We start from the raw sequence: 15,046 nt of genomic DNA, 5'->3' as shown, positions 1-15,046 counted from the left end.
AGTCTTATTCCTTATTGTTGAAGTTCCGTTCGTTTGACACATCACGCCGCCGTCATCTGCTCCCACCAGCCGAGCAGTCTGATCGCGTCGTCCTGGCTGCTGCCGCAGACTTCGGGATCGGCCTTGAATCCTGAGCAGACCGCTGGACGTTCCGGTCGGCCGAAAATGTTGCACAGGTTATCGACCGACAACTGAACGCAGCGTTCACCGGCAGGTTTGCCATCGGGCATGCCTGGAATCGGCGAACTGATGGAAGGGGCAATGCAGCAGGCGCCACAGCCTTCACGGCATTTCATGACGACGCATTCCTCGCAGCGGGCAATGTGTTAAAGGGACGCGGAACAGGGTAACCGCTTAAACGGCTGTTTTAAATTGCCTGAACCGGGGTTTTTACGCAGAAACGAAAGTGACTGACCAGTCTCCGACAAAGCGTCTGGTCTGCGGGTCACCGATGGGGACGATTTATTGCTTGAACTCGAAATCCAGCGCCGCGCCTTCGACTTCTCGACGCTCCTCATTGCGCAGTTGCAGCTGCATTTCGTTGCTGAGCAGACGGCCGTTGAGCTGAAACCCGTTGTTCTTGTCACCGAACATTTGCGGCAGAATCGGTTCGCGTTTGGGCAGCGTCACGGAGCCAGGTGGTTTCAATTCCTGAACCATATCTTTGGGCAGGCTCAAATCGAGTTTCGCGGACGGCAACGGCGTCTTGGCCACTTCTTTTGCCGACTTCGACTTGGAAGCGACCGGTGCGCGCTTCTTGGCTGGAGCAGCCTTTTTCTGCGGTGTTTTTTTCGCTGGAACGGTTTTCTTGGCCGTGACCGGTTTTTTCGCGGTAGCGGTGGCCGGCGTCTTTTCCTGCGCCGCAGCCGCCAAAGCGCCGGGCACATGACCCATCAACAGCAAGCAGAACACGACCCAGGCGGCAGAAAATTTCGCTTTCATGAACCCAACGAAGCTAACGGCAGATAGCCATATGCTCGCCTGTTGGACGTCACATGACAAGCGCCCTCAATGTTTCAAAACCCGCCGGCCATCTCCTGGCAGAGCTGGGTCGCCAGCATCCCGAGGGTCATCAGCGCCCGTTCCGCCTCGCGATTCCACGGGATGCCGCAGTTCAACCGGATGCAGTGGTTGAACTGTTCGGTGTTGCTGAAGATCAGGCCTGGCGCAATGCTGATGCCCTGTTGCAGCGCTCGCACGTGCAATTCCTGGGTGTTGACCCGCCCTGGCAGACTGACCCATAGAATGAATCCACCGGTCGGCCGGGTCATCTGAGTGCCTTCCGGAAAATACTGCTGAACCGCCAGCTGGAATGCGCTGAGATTTTTTCGGTATTCCTGGCGGATGTACCTTAAATGCCGGTCATAGCCGCCGTTTTCCAGGTACGCCGCGATGGCCATTTGCGTGACGCTGCACGCCGAATGGGTGCTGAAAGTCTGCAAGCGCTGGATTTCCTGCTGGTACTTGCCGGCGATCATCCAGCCGATGCGCACACCGGGCGATAATGTCTTGGAAAAACTCGAGCAGTAGATCACCCGATCGAGCCGGTCGTAGGCTTTGAGTGATTTTGTGCGACCCTGTTCGAACATCAACTCGCCGTAGATGTCGTCTTCGACGATCTGGATATCGAAGTCCGAGGCCAGTCTCAGCAATTGCTTCTGCCGTTCTTCCGGCATGGTGCCGCCGAGTGGATTGCTCAGACGCGTGGTCAGCACCAGCGCCTTGATCGACCATTGGTTGGCCGCCAGTTGCAGGGCTTCGAGGCTCATGCCGGTGGCAGGATCGCTGGGAATCTCGATGACTTTCAGGCCCAGCAGGTCAGCCAGTTGCAGCAACCCGTAATACGTCGGTGATTCGGCGGCGATCAGGTCACCGGGGCGAGTCAGCACCCGCAACGACATCTGCAAGGCGTCGACGCAACCGTGGGTGATCACCACTTCCGAAGGGTCGACGACAACGCCTGCATCACGCATGCGGATCGCCACCTGTCGGCGCAGCGGCTCGAAACCCGGGCTGAACATGTAGCTGAACGCCCGAGGGCTGTGAAACCGGGTGACTTTGGCCAGTTGCTGATGCAGGGCGCGCACCGGCAGGTAATCGACACTCGGCACCGCCGCACCCAGCGGGAACACGCCTTCACGACGGGATTCGACCAGCACTTGCTGAATGATGCTGCTGCGGGTGACCAGGCCTGGCCGTTCGACCCGGGCGATGTCCGGCGTGGGCGCCGTCAGTGCGGGAGTCTGGTGCACGTAGTAACCGGACTGCGGCCGCGCGCGGATCAGGCCCTGATCCTCGAGGTTGGCGTAAGCCTGCAATACGGTGGCATGGCTGACGTTGAGCTGCGAACTCATCTTGCGCACCGAAGGCACGCGCTCGCCAGGTTGATAGACGCCACGGCGGATATCTTCGGCCAGCTGTTGAGCAATACGTTGGTAGAGCAAGAGATTGGTCATGACGCAGCACTCGATTTCACGGGCGTTTTATTCTTGTGTGAAACAATACCGGAACAGTTTGGAAGTGTACTGGGACAGTTGCCATATTAGTCAACCATACAGTGCTGTGTCGGTTAAATCTGTACTGCTTTGTGAGGTAATCGACAGACGTAAAAAAGCCCGGCGCTGCCTGACAGCCCGGGCTTTCCAGTAACGCCACCCTCAGCGGGTGGCGCCGAGCTGGCCTTTTTCGTCGGAGAACACGATTTCCACCCGACGGTTCTGCGCACGCCCACGCTCGGAAGCGTTTGCGTCCACCGGGTATTCGTCGCCGTAGCCTTCGACCTGAATGCGTTTTTCGTCGATGCCCAGATCCGTCAGCACGTCCGCTACCGACTGCGCGCGATCGCGGGACAGCTTGAGATTTTCCTGCTTGCCGCCGGTGCTATCGGTGTAGCCCTCGATGCGCACGACGCGTTTCGGGTTGAGTTGCAGAAATTGCACGATCTTCAGCACCACGCGGTTGGCCGAATTTTTCAGTTCGGCTTCGCCGGTATCGAACAGCACGTCACCCAGGGTCATCACCAGGCCACGGTCGGTCTGGGTGGTGGCCAGCGCAACGATCTGCTCTTCCAGCCATTTGCCCTGCTGTTGCACGCTCAGCAGTTTCGACTCGCGCAGGGCCAGTTGCAGGCGCTGGCGTTCAAGTTCCAGTTTCGCTGCGCGTTCTTCGTTGAGCACCTGATTGGTGTGCTCACGGGCGATTTCGCTGTAGCGCTGACTCAGGTAGGCGTAATGCACCACGTCCGAGCCGCTGCCCCAGTACGTCGACAGACGATCGGCACGGGCCAGGGACTCACCGGCGCGAATCACGTCTTTCGGCGCGATACGCAGCACGTTGGAATCTTCCTTGACCTTCTGGAAGTCGGTGCTGGCCTGCTGCAATGCGGATTCACTGTGCTGACCGGCGCAGCCGTACAGGCTGGCGCAACCGGTGAGGATCAGAGCGCCGAGGGTTTTGGACTTCAGGCTCATTGGGCATCCCCCAGTTGCTTGCGCAGTCGGACGATGCGGGTGTTGAGCACATTCACTTGCTCTTCGCTCTTCTGGGTCAACACTTTGGCTTCCGCCAGACGGGCGTCGAGTTCGGCCTGTTCGAGGCGCATCCGCGCATTCTTGTACGATTCGCCGGCCATGCTGCCCTTGGCCCGGTTGAACTTGTCTTCTGCCAGTTTCATTTCCGGCACGTCTTCAGCGGTGGCGCCCACGGCTTTGGCTTGCTCAAGGGCCTGCTCGGTCAGGCGCATTTGTTCGTTGGGTGCCGGATCGCTGGCGCAACCGGCCAGGGCCAGAACGGCCATGGCCGCGAAAAGAAGTCGATTACTCACTAAGAATCCCTACTGTTTTGGGGCGCTGACAGGTGGTTGCGGCGGCTGTTGCTGCTGCGCCTTCCAGCGCTCGATGTTGCGTTGCAGCGCGGCTTCCGTCAGGCCGGACGCGGGCAATTCTGTCATCTTTTTGGCCAGCTGTCCGCGCAACCACGGATCGTTGCAGGCCGAGTTGTGCGAAACCGCGAGGAACAGACCGGGGCGGTCGATGGGTTGTTCAAAAGCCAGCAGATCATTGGCCATGCCCAGTGCCTGCGCGGCTGCCATGCCCGAGTAGCGACCGGCGAGTACATATTCCACCTCGCCCAGCAGAAGTTTCTGAAACGCCTGGGTCAGGTTTGCCGTACGGGTCAGGGTCAATTGCTGCTCGGCGAAAGTGCCGAATGCCGGGGTCATTCGAGACTTTTCCGACAAGCCTCCTTGATGGTCCTGGAGATCCTTCGCTTCGCTGTAGACCAGAGTCGACCCCTTGCGGGTCCAAACTAGATAGTCGTTTTCCAGCAACGGCGGGTGAATGTAGTCGAGGTTTTCCAGCTCGTTGAAGGTCAGCGGCGCGTCAGCCAGCATGTCCATGCGCCCGCTGCGCACCTCGTCGAGGGCCTGGGAACGCTTGCCGGCGTACAGCAGATCGACTTTGATCCCCAGCTCTTTCGCCACCTGTTGCAACAGGTCAGCACTGGCACCGATCAGTTGTTTGGGGTTCTGCGGATCCTGCCAGAGATACGGCGGTGCATCCGGGCTGCCGGTGACGACCAGCCGCTCGCACTTGCCCGCCGCCAACGACAGGCCCGGCAACAATGCCAGCCCCAGTAACCACGAGCAGTCCAACCGACGATGCAGATCCATGGCGAAACGCTCCCACTCAAATCCGAGACAAAAAAAAGCCCGACCAAAAGGTCGGGCTCTTTATAAGTGAAGCGGCCGGATTAGACCAGCTTCTCCAACTCAGGTACGGCTTCGAACAGATCCGCCACCAGGCCGTAATCGGCCACCTGGAAGATCGGCGCTTCTTCGTCCTTGTTGATCGCAACGATCACTTTGGAGTCTTTCATACCGGCCAGGTGTTGGATCGCGCCAGAGATACCGACGGCGATGTACAGCTGTGGCGCAACGATCTTGCCGGTCTGACCGACCTGCATGTCGTTCGGTACGAAACCTGCGTCGACCGCGGCGCGGGAAGCACCAACGGCAGCGCCCAGCTTGTCGGCCAGAGCGTACAGGTGTTTGAAGTTGTCGCCGTTCTGCATGCCGCGCCCGCCGGAAACGACGATCTTGGCAGCGGTCAGTTCAGGACGATCGGACTTGGCCAGCTCTTCGCTGACGAAGCTGGAAGTGCCGGCGTTGTGAGCAGCAGCAACGGATTCAACCGAAGCGGAACCGCCTTCAGCGGCAACCGGATCGAAACCGGTGGCACGCACGGTGATCACTTTGATCGCTGCGGTCGATTGCACGGTAGCGATGGCGTTACCGGCGTAGATCGGACGCTTGAAGGTGTCAGCGCTTTCTACCGAGATGATCTCGGAGATCTGGTCAACGTCCAGCTGGGCGGCAACGCGCGGCAGGATGTTTTTGCCGTTGGAAGTAGCGGCAGCCAGGATGTGGCTGTAGCCAGCGCCCAGTTCGGCTACCAGCGGAGCAACGTTTTCCGGCAGCTGATGCGCGTAGGCAGCATTGTCAGCGTTCAGGACTTTGCTCACACCCGCGATTTTCGCGGCGGCTTCAGCCACGGCGCCAGCGCCCTGGCCTGCAACCAGAACGTGAATGTCGCCGCCGATTTTGGCAGCGGCAGCCACGGTGTTCAGGGTGGCCGGAGCCAGCACCTTGTTGTCGTGTTCGGCGATTACCAAGATAGTCATGATCAGATTACCTTCGCTTCGTTTTTCAGTTTCTCGACCAGTTCAGCCACCGACTTGACCTTGATGCCCGCGCTGCGTGCAGCCGGCGCTTCGACTTTCAGGGTCTTGTTGGTGGAGGCGGTGGAAACGCCCAAAGCGTCCGGAGTCAGCACTTCGAGAGGCTTCTTCTTGGCTTTCATGATGTTTGGAAGGGACGCGTAGCGCGGCTCGTTCAAACGCAGGTCGGTGGTGACGATCGCTGGCAGTTTCAGGGAAACGGTCTGCGCGCCGCCGTCGATTTCGCGGGTCACGGCAACGCTGTCGCCGGAAACTTCGACTTTCGAGGCAAAAGTGCCCTGACCGTAGCCGCTCAGTGCAGCGAGCATCTGGCCGGTCTGGTTGTTGTCGCTGTCGATGGCCTGTTTGCCCAGGATCACCAGCTGAGGCTGTTCCTTGTCGACCACGGCCTTGAGCAGCTTGGCCACGGCCAGGGAAGTCAGGTCTTCAGCGGATTCGACGAGGATGGCGCGGTCGGCACCCAGAGCCAGTGCGGTACGCAGCTGTTCCTGAGCGGTGGACGGGCCGATGGAGACGACGACGATTTCAGTCGCAACGCCTTTTTCTTTCAGGCGTACGGCTTCTTCCACTGCGATTTCGCAGAACGGGTTCATCGACATCTTGACGTTGGCGAGGTCTACGCCGGAATTGTCCGCCTTGACGCGAACCTTGACGTTGTAATCCACAACGCGTTTGACAGCTACAAGAACCTTCATGGATTCCTCGTTACTCTCCGGTGAAAAGAAAGTCGCCTAGGCGAACCTGGCGGTTGATGCTCATCGGGCACAAGGGCACCTCTAAAAACGCCGGCTGAGCGGGATGACCGTTCGTCAGTCGTGACCGACGAGTCATGCCGCTTCGCGGTGTGTAAACTGCGCGCCGAACCTGCGCTGCGCATCACCGGTTACCGCCTACGCCCTGTCTTTAGAGGTGCTCTTGAAACCACCATTCAGCCTACGGCGAGCGCAAAACCGCCCGTATCTTGACCGGAACGCCCATTCTGGTCAATACGCCAAAATGCCCTGTCATAAGCCGCGCTTCTTTGATTTCTCTGGGCTGGAGCCGATTCAAACAAACGTTTGTATTGGACGCTAAGAGTGGTGTAGATATAATGCGCCGCCTAGAGAGAAAGGTGGTTTGCCCATTATTACCCTTGACGTTAACGTAAAGGCAATAACGGATACGACACCGAACCTCCAAATTAGAAAAAAAACTGTTGAGCCTTGAGTAGGAGATAGCCTGTGGAACGCGAATACATGGAATTCGACGTGGTCATCGTCGGTGCCGGCCCCGCTGGCCTGTCCGCCGCCTGCCGTCTGAAGCAGAAGGCCGCCGAAGCCGGTAAGGAAATCAGCGTCTGCGTGGTCGAAAAAGGCTCCGAAGTCGGCGCACACATCCTGTCCGGTGCCGTGTTCGAACCGCGCGCTCTGAACGAACTGTTCCCGGACTGGAAAGAACTCGGCGCCCCGCTGAACACGCCCGTCACCCGCGATGACATCTTCGTGCTGAAAAACGCCGAAAGCGCGCAAAAAATTCCTGACTTCTTTGTGCCCAAGACCATGCACAACGAAGGCAACTACATTATCTCCCTCGGCAACCTGTGCCGCTGGCTCGCTCAGCAGGCCGAAAACCTGGGCGTGGAAATCTACCCGGGCTTCGCCGCTCAGGAAGCGTTGATCGATGAAAACGGCGTGGTACGCGGGATCATCACCGGCGACCTCGGCGTCGACCGCGAAGGTCATCCGAAAGAAGGTCTGTACACCCCGGGCATGGAACTGCGTGGCAAATACACACTGTTCGCCGAAGGCTGCCGTGGCCACATCGGCAAGCAACTGATCAAGCGCTACAACCTCGACAGCGATGCCGACGCCCAGCACTACGGCATCGGCCTGAAGGAAATCTGGGAAATCGACCCGGCCAAACACCAGCCGGGCCTGGTGGTGCACACCGCCGGTTGGCCGATGGACATCATGGGCACCGAGAACACCGGCGGCTCCTTCCTCTATCACCTGGAAAACAATCAGGTGGTAGTCGGTCTGATCGTCGATCTTTCCTACAGCAACACCTACCTGTCGCCGTTCGACGAATTCCAGCGCCTCAAGCATCACCCGGTGCTCAAGCAATATCTGGAAGGCGGCAAGCGCATCAGCTACGGCGCTCGCGCAATCTGCAAGGGTGGCCTGAACTCGCTGCCGAAAATGGTCTTCAAGGGCGGCGCGCTGATCGGTTGCGATCTCGGCACCCTGAACTTCGCCAAGATCAAGGGCAGCCACACCGCGATGAAGTCCGGCATGCTCGCCGCCGAGTCCGTGGCCGACGCGCTGTTCGCTGAAAAGGACGGCACCGAAGAGCTGACCACCTACGTCGACGCGTTCAAGAAGAGCTGGCTCTACGAAGAACTGTTCGCCAGCCGCAACTTCGGCCCGGCGATCCACAAGTTCGGCGCTATCGTCGGCGGCGGTTTCAACTGGCTGGATCAGAACATCTTCGGCGGCAAACTGCCGTTCACCCTGCACGACACCAAGCCGGACTACGCCTGCCTCAAGCTCGCGGCCGACTGCAAGAAGATCGACTACCCGAAACCCGACGGCAAGATCAGTTTCGACAAGCTGAGCTCGGTGTTCATCTCCGGTACCAACCATGAAGAAGAACAGCCGTGCCACCTGAAACTGACCGACCCGACCATCCCGCTGAGCAAGAACCTGCCGCTGTATGACGAGCCGGCACAGCGCTATTGCCCGGCCGGCGTGTATGAAGTGATCACCAAGGAAGACGGCGAGAAGCGCTTCCAGATCAACGCCCAGAACTGCGTGCACTGCAAGACCTGTGACATCAAGGATCCTTCGCAGAACATCACCTGGGTGACGCCGGAAGGCGCCGGCGGCCCGACCTACCCGAACATGTAAGTCGAATTGCTGAACATCAAGGCTCCCGAAACGGGGGCCTTTTTGTTGCCCGCGATTCAGTGCATCACATCAATATTTGTGGCAGTTCAGGCAGCGCGCTCATCCCCCGGACTGCGCTCGAAATAGCGTTTGTACTCGCGGCTGAACTGCGACGTGCTCTGATACCCCACCCGATGCGCCACCTGCGCCACTCCCAGTCCCTCGGCGATCAGCAACGTCTGCGCCTTCAACAAACGTAAACGCTTCAGATACTGCACCGGCGACAGCAACGTGCTGCGTTTGAAATGCTCATGAAAGGTCGACACGCTCATGTTCGCGCAACTGGCCAATGTCTCGACATTCAACGGTTCGGTGTAGTGCGAATGCAAATGGCTGATAGAAGCCGCCACCCGGGCGAACTGCCCCTGCTGCTCCACCAGCGCCCGCAGCACATCAGCCTGAGGTCCGCGCAACGCCACGAACAATAACTCTCGTACCCGCGCCGGCCCAAGAATCTGGCATTCCAGCGGATCATGCAGACAGCGCAGCAAGCGTTCGACGCAACCGCGCATGTCATCGTCGAGCACCACCGAGGTCATCGACTCCGGGGTCTGCGCCGGAATATGCCGCCCCGGCGCCAACCCCATGGCCAGCACCAGTTCACCGAGCAGAACCCGGTCGATCGCCACCGACACACCCAGCAACGGCGCATCCGGCAACGCGTAGGTCTCGCACTCGAACGGCACCGGCAACGCCTGGATCAGATAATGCCCGGCGCCGTACTCCATGGTGCGCGGCCCCAGATACGCCAGTTTGCTGCCCTGGGCGATGATCATCAGGCTCGGCTCATAAATGTGCGGGCCACGGGCGACGTCGCAACTGGCGCGCAACACCTGCACGCCCGGCAGCCCGGTCTGGCTGTAACCATCGCGCAGTGCCAGCGGTTCGATCAGCGAAACCAGGGTGGCGTTGGCATCAAGGTGACGGGTTAATTGCATCGGGTGGCTCTTCAGAAAAAATCACGGAAAAAGGGATAAAAGCATCATCGCAGATCCTTTTGCCAATGCGACCGATCAACCCCGCATGCCGGAGGATTAGGCATGACACCCGGAGGAATCGCCATGGCCGGACGACCGGACGGCGCCCAGAATGCGCCGCCTCACCTGTCACTGCTTTTGCGAGGTTTCACATGTACACCGCCATCGGCTATGCCGCTCAAACGGCCACCACGCCCCTCGCCCCGATGAAGTTCGAACGCCGCAGCCCACGGGCCGACGACGTCGCCATCGAAATCCTGTACTGCGGCGTCTGCCACTCCGACATCCACCAGGCGCGCAACGAATGGGGCATCGCCGTTTACCCGTTGATGCCCGGCCACGAGATCGTCGGAAAAGTCACCGCCGTCGGTGCGAATGTCACTAAACACAAGGTAGGCGATCTGGTTGGCGTCGGTTGCATGGTCGACTCCTGCCGCACCTGCGAAGCCTGCCAGTCGAACCTCGAGCAATACTGCCTCGAAGGCCCGACCATGACCTATGCCACCCCGGACCGGGTCGATGGCAGCAACACCATGGGCGGTTATTCGGACAGCATTGTGGTCAGCGAACACTTCGTGGTGCGCATTCCCGAGAAGCTGGATCTGGCGGCTGCCGCACCGATTCTCTGCGCCGGCATCACCACCTACTCGCCGCTCAAGCACTACGGCGTGAAGGCCGGCGACAAGGTCGGGATTCTCGGCATGGGCGGCCTCGGCCACATGGGCATCAAGTTCGCCAAGGCCATGGGCGCTGAAGTGACGCTGTTCACCCGTTCGGCAAGCAAGGCCGAGGAAGGTCGTCGTCAGGGCGCCGATCACGTGATCGTGTCCACCGACGAACAACAGATGAAAGCGGCGGCCGGTCGTTTCGACTTCCTGCTCGACACCATCCCGGTCCAGCACGACCTCAATCCGTACCTCGACACCCTGCGCTTCGACGGCGTGCACATTCTGGTGGGCCTGATCGAACCGATCGATCCGCCGGTCCACGCCGCGAAACTGGTGCTGGGTCGTCGCGTATTGGCCGGTTCGTTGATCGGTGGCGTCGCTGAAACCCAGGAAGTGCTGGATTTCTGCGCCGAACACAACATCAGCTGCGACATCGAAATGCTCGACATCCGCCAGATCAACGAGGCCTACGCGCGGATGATCGCCGGAGATGTGAAGTATCGCTTCGTCATCGACATGGCGACTCTGAAGCTCTGATTCCTCAGACCTTCAAGCCAAGCTCCGCCGAGAGCCGGGCCGTGACCCCTTTGATCAGGGGAATCAGCTCGGCCATTTTTTCCAGCGGCATGTACGGCACGGTGCTGGCGATGCTGATGGCCGCGACGATGCGCTTGCTCGCGTCGCGGATCGGCGCCGCCACGCAGCGGATCGACGGCTCGTTGTCTTCCAGATCGAACGCATAGCCACCGGCCACGTACTCGGTCATCCGTTGCTCCAACTGCTCCCACGACTGCTGGGGATGCTGCGGCCAGAACTGACTTTTCCCACCCGCCGGCAGACTGATGTCGTACAGTCGCTGCCAGTCCTGCGGTGCGTCATCCAGCATCAGCGCCTTGCCGATCCCGGTCCGCGCCAGCGGCATGCGATGGCCGACCCGCGAGCGCATTTCCGGGCCGTTGCGCCCCGGATTCTTCAGCAAATAAAGCACCTCGTCGCCTTCACGAATGCCCAGGTGAACGGTGTCGCCGGTCAGCGCCGACAACTCGTCCAGATACGGCCCGGCCAACGTCACCAGCGGCAACTCTTCACGCGCCTGGAAACCCAGTTCGATCAGCTTCGGCCCCAGCAGATAACCGACTTGCGGCACGACCCGCAGGTAGCGCTCGTCCACCAGACAACTGGCCAGACGATGGGTGGTGCTGCGCGTGGTACCGATCAGGCGGGCAATCTCTTTGAGATCGCGGGCGCCACTGGCGACGGCCTGCACCACACCCAACCCGCGAAGCAGGGTCTGGGTGCCGGTCGGCGCGGCGTCCTTGGCGGTTTTCGGGGCGTCTTCCTGCATATCCAGCCTTTAGCGTTGAGCGAGGGAACGGGCGGCATTATGGTCGCCCGACAGGGACGACTACAACTCGATGCGCTCGACCTTGCCCACCAGCAGCACGTAGGACAAAGCACCGATCAATGCCAGAACCGCGATGTAGGTGATCGCCGGAGCGAACGAATCGCCGCTGGCGAGGAAGCCGATGACAATCGGCGTGGCAATCGCCGACAGGTTGCCGATGAAGTTGAATACCCCACCGGTCAAGCCCAGCAACCGCGCCGGCGCCAGTGTCGAGACCAGCGACCAGGTGATCGACGCCAGCCCGTTGCCGAAAAACGCCAGCGCCAGGAAGGCAATCACCAGCGGCGTCGATTCGACGAAGTTGGCGCCGATGATCGAGGTGGAAATCAACAGCCCGCCAATGATCGGCAACTTGCGCGCAAACCCGACGGTGCAACCACGACGGATCAGGAAGTCGGAAAAGAACCCGGAGCACAGCACGCCGATGAACGCGGCGAGAAACGGCAGCGACGCCAGCAGGCCGGACTTGATGAAGTCCATACCGCGATATTTCACCAGATAGGTCGGGAACCACGTCAGGAAAAACCACAGCGTCGAGTTCAGGCAGAACTGGCCGAGGTAAATGCCCCACAATTTGCGTTTGCTCAGGACGATGCCGAGATCGGTCCAGCTGAATTTCGCCTTCACCTTGGCGGTTTCGGCGGCGATATCCACCAGCCCGCCGCCCTCGCGGATCAGGTCGATTTCCGCTTCGTTGGCGCCTTTGAAATCACGCGGTTCGCGATACACCGCGTACCAGATCGCCGCCCACACGATGCCCACCGCGCCGGTCACGACAAACACCATATGCCAGCCAAATTCATGTTGCAGCCACGCCAGCACCGGGGTCAGAAACGCCAGCCCGACAAACTGCCCGGAGGTATAGAAGCCGATGGCCGTGGCCCGTTCACGCTCGGGGAACCAGGTCGTCACCACACGGCTGTTGATCGGATACGCCGGTGCTTCCAGCGCACCGACCGCCATGCGCAGCACGAACAGGGCGATAAAACTGGCCGCGAAACCGAGCATCACCGTGGCCAGCGACCACAACAGCAGCGCGACGCTATAAAGAATGCGCGGCGGCACCCGATCCACCAGCCAGCCGCCGGGGATCTGCATGGCGGCGTAGGTCCAGCCGAACGCCGAGAAGATCAGCCCGACGTGCACCGGGTCGATGCCCAGATCCGTCGTCAACGCCGGGGCGGCAATCGACAGGTTGCTGCGGTCGAGGTAGTTGATGACCACGGTGATGAACAGCAACACCATGATGAAAAATCGCTTGCGGCTGGGCGTGACTAACGTCGCTTGCCCGGTGAGGGTTTGCGGTTGCATGGGGAGCGCCTCTTCTTATGTTTATTGAGGTCGGATTTAGCAGGCGAGATCGTTCCCACGCTCTGCGTGGGAATGCCTCTATGGACGCTCTGCGTCCGCTCTTGGGACGCAGAGCGTCCAGGGCTGCATTCCCACGCGGAGCGTGGGAACGATCTCGTAGTTCTCGTAGTTCTCGTCGAGCTCACGGCAGAGAATCAGCGACTCACCACTCGGCAAAACTGCCATCGGCATGGCGCCAGATCGGGTTGCGCCAGCGGTGGCCGACCGCCGCGCGTTCGATCACGTATTCCTCGTTGATCTCGATCCCCAGGCCCGGGCCGTTGGGGATTTTCACGAAGCCCTTGTCGTAGTCGAACACCCGTGGATCCTTCACATAGTCGAGCAGGTCATTGCTCTCGTTGTAATGGATGCCCAGGCTCTGCTCCTGGATAAACGCGTTGTAACAAGCGGCGTCCAGTTGCAGACACGCCGCCAGCGCGATCGGCCCCAGCGGGCAATGCAGCGCCAGCGCCACGTCGTAGGCTTCGGCCATGTTGGCGATCTTGCGGGTCTCGGTGATGCCGCCGGCGTGGGAGGCATCCGGCTGGATGATGTCGACGTAGCCTTCGCTCAACACCCGTTTAAAGTCCCACCGCGAAAACAGCCGCTCACCGAGGGCAATCGGGGTGCTGGTCAGCGGCGCCAGTTCCTTCAACGCTTCGTAGTTTTCGCTGAGCACCGGTTCCTCGATGAACATCAGTTTGTACGGGTCGAGTTCCTTCATCAGTACCTTGGCCATGGGTTTGTGCACCCGGCCATGGAAGTCGACGCCGATACCGACATTCGGCCCCACCGCATCGCGCACGGCGGCAACGTTGGCCAGCGCCAGATCGACTTTTTCGAAGGTATCGAGAAATTGCAGCTCCTCGGTGCCGTTCATTTTCACCGCCGTAAAACCCCGGCCCACCGCCTCTTTAGCGGCCCGCGCGGTGTCCGCCGGACGGTCGCCACCGATCCACGAATACACGCGGATCTTGTCCCGCACCTGACCGCCGAGCAGGTCGCTGACCGACACACCCAGCGCCTTGCCCTTGATATCCCACAGCGCCTGATCGATGCCGGCCAATGCGCTCATATGGATCGCGCCGCCGCGGTAGAAGCCGCCGCGATACAGCACAGTCCAGATGTCTTCAATGTTGCGTGGGTCTTTGCCGATCAGGTAGTCGGACAATTCCTCAACAGCAGCGGCGACCGTATGGGCGCGCCCTTCGACCACGGGTTCGCCCCAACCGGTCACGCCCTCGTCGGTTTCGACTTTCAGGAAGCACCAGCGCGGCGGGACGATGAAGGTGGTGAGTTTGGTGATTTTCATCTGCTTGTCTCTCTTGTTAGATGCAGCGCACGCAGCGCCGAAAAGTCTTAGCGAAGGGCTTTCCAGGCCGCCACGTAGGCCTTGGCATTGGCCGCCACTTGCTCAGTCGTCATGCCGGGTTTGAACAGCCCGGAACCGAGGCCGAAGCCTTTGACGCCGGCGTCGATGAACGCCTGCATGTTGTCCGGCGTGATGCCGCCGACCGGGGCCAGAATCGTCCCGACCGGCAATACCGCCAGCCAGGCTTTCACCACTGCCGGCCCCATCTGTTCGGCCGGGAACAGCTTGAGAATGTCCGCGCCCTCCTCCAGCGCCGCGAAGGCTTCGGTCGGTGTGGCAACGCCCGGCGACAGGTACAGCCCCGCCGCTTTCGCTGCCCGCAACACCTTGGCATCGCTGTGGGGCATGACGATGACTTGGCCGCCAGCCTCCTTCACCCGTTCGACCTGTTCCGGGGTCAGCACCGTGCCGGCACCGATCAGGCAATCGGCGGGCAGGGTCTTACGCAGGATGCGAATGCTTTCGTACGGCGCAGGGGAATTGAGCGGTACTTCGATGACGCGAAATCCGGCCGCATACAGGACTTCTCCGACAGCGGCGGCTTCCTGCGGATGCAGGCCGCGCAGGATCGCGATCAGACCGTTTTGCGCCAGTGCTTGCTTGAGCATGTCAGG

At 60.4% G+C, this 15,046-nt stretch carries 15 protein-coding genes; 2 read left to right on the top strand and 13 right to left on the bottom strand.

What is annotated here, in order from left to right; genetic code table 11:
* Positions 1-41: 41 nt before the first annotated feature.
* From AC07XZ_RS11275 to AC07XZ_RS11240, 8 genes are all read right to left on the bottom strand, one after another.
* Positions 42-296, bottom strand: coding sequence for a YkgJ family cysteine cluster protein (locus tag AC07XZ_RS11275; protein ID WP_085745031.1), 255 nt, complete (start codon positions 294-296; stop codon positions 42-44).
* 166 nt (positions 297-462) lie between these two features.
* Positions 463-942 carry a translation initiation factor 2 gene (locus AC07XZ_RS11270; protein WP_085745032.1) on the bottom strand — a complete coding sequence of 160 codons (480 nt, stop codon included), beginning with the start codon at positions 940-942 and terminating at the stop codon, positions 463-465.
* Positions 943-1,016: 74 nt separating this feature from the next.
* A complete protein-coding gene (locus AC07XZ_RS11265) occupies positions 1,017-2,456 on the bottom strand; it encodes an aminotransferase-like domain-containing protein (RefSeq protein WP_007950868.1) in 1,440 nt (479 codons plus the stop codon).
* 201 nt (positions 2,457-2,657) lie between these two features.
* Positions 2,658-3,470, bottom strand: coding sequence for an OmpA family protein (locus AC07XZ_RS11260; RefSeq protein WP_085745033.1), 813 nt, complete (start codon positions 3,468-3,470; stop codon positions 2,658-2,660).
* On the bottom strand, positions 3,467-3,823 hold the full coding sequence (locus AC07XZ_RS11255) for a DUF4398 domain-containing protein (RefSeq protein WP_173892743.1): 357 nt from the start codon (positions 3,821-3,823) through the stop codon (positions 3,467-3,469). The genes AC07XZ_RS11260 and AC07XZ_RS11255 overlap by 4 nt, the downstream gene beginning before the upstream one ends.
* 9 nt (positions 3,824-3,832) lie before the next feature.
* Entirely contained in the window at positions 3,833-4,669 is an 837-nt protein-coding gene (locus tag AC07XZ_RS11250) for a substrate-binding periplasmic protein (protein ID WP_102686493.1), read from the bottom strand.
* Positions 4,670-4,749: 80 nt separating this feature from the next.
* The gene (locus AC07XZ_RS11245; RefSeq protein ID WP_085647477.1) at positions 4,750-5,679 is read right to left on the bottom strand and encodes an electron transfer flavoprotein subunit alpha/FixB family protein; all 930 of its coding nucleotides are present in this window, start codon (positions 5,677-5,679) and stop codon (positions 4,750-4,752) included.
* A gap of 2 nt (positions 5,680-5,681) precedes the next feature.
* Positions 5,682-6,431, bottom strand: a complete 750-nt coding sequence (locus tag AC07XZ_RS11240; protein ID WP_003226982.1) for an electron transfer flavoprotein subunit beta/FixA family protein — start codon at positions 6,429-6,431, stop codon at positions 5,682-5,684.
* 525 nt (positions 6,432-6,956) lie between these two features.
* Here AC07XZ_RS11240 and AC07XZ_RS11235 point away from each other — a divergent pair.
* Positions 6,957-8,621 (top strand): electron transfer flavoprotein-ubiquinone oxidoreductase, encoded by a 1,665-nt coding sequence (locus tag AC07XZ_RS11235; RefSeq protein ID WP_007950858.1) that lies wholly within the window; start codon positions 6,957-6,959, stop codon positions 8,619-8,621.
* Between the two features lie 86 nt (positions 8,622-8,707).
* On the opposite strand, the gene AC07XZ_RS11230 is transcribed toward AC07XZ_RS11235, so the two are convergent.
* The gene (locus tag AC07XZ_RS11230; protein WP_007950856.1) at positions 8,708-9,598 is read right to left on the bottom strand and encodes an AraC family transcriptional regulator; all 891 of its coding nucleotides are present in this window, start codon (positions 9,596-9,598) and stop codon (positions 8,708-8,710) included.
* Positions 9,599-9,789: 191 nt separating this feature from the next.
* On the opposite strand from AC07XZ_RS11230, the gene AC07XZ_RS11225 reads away from it, so the two are divergent.
* Positions 9,790-10,842, top strand: a complete 1,053-nt coding sequence (locus AC07XZ_RS11225; protein WP_102686494.1) for an NAD(P)-dependent alcohol dehydrogenase — start codon at positions 9,790-9,792, stop codon at positions 10,840-10,842.
* Positions 10,843-10,846: 4 nt separating this feature from the next.
* Here the strand turns inward: AC07XZ_RS11225 and AC07XZ_RS11220 are convergent, their stop codons facing one another.
* The 4 genes from AC07XZ_RS11220 to AC07XZ_RS11205 all read right to left on the bottom strand — a co-directional run bounded on the left by AC07XZ_RS11220 (position 10,847) and on the right by AC07XZ_RS11205 (position 15,040).
* A complete protein-coding gene (locus AC07XZ_RS11220) occupies positions 10,847-11,650 on the bottom strand; it encodes an IclR family transcriptional regulator (RefSeq protein ID WP_007950852.1) in 804 nt (267 codons plus the stop codon).
* A gap of 60 nt (positions 11,651-11,710) precedes the next feature.
* Positions 11,711-13,021: an MFS transporter gene (locus AC07XZ_RS11215; protein ID WP_007950850.1), complete on the bottom strand. Its 1,311-nt coding sequence runs from the start codon at positions 13,019-13,021 to the stop codon at positions 11,711-11,713.
* A 202-nt stretch (positions 13,022-13,223) separates the two neighbouring features.
* The gene (gene dgoD / locus AC07XZ_RS11210) at positions 13,224-14,372 is read right to left on the bottom strand and encodes a galactonate dehydratase (RefSeq protein WP_007950849.1); all 1,149 of its coding nucleotides are present in this window, start codon (positions 14,370-14,372) and stop codon (positions 13,224-13,226) included.
* Between the two features lie 47 nt (positions 14,373-14,419).
* Entirely contained in the window at positions 14,420-15,040 is a 621-nt protein-coding gene (locus AC07XZ_RS11205; RefSeq protein WP_085745040.1) for a 2-dehydro-3-deoxy-6-phosphogalactonate aldolase, read from the bottom strand.
* Positions 15,041-15,046 lie beyond the last annotated feature (6 nt).

The sequence above is a fragment of the Pseudomonas sp. GW458-11-26-14-LB4 genome (assembly GCF_059423925.1).
Note: the sequence above shows the minus strand (reverse complement) of the source record. Positions and strands in the feature narration are given on the sequence as shown.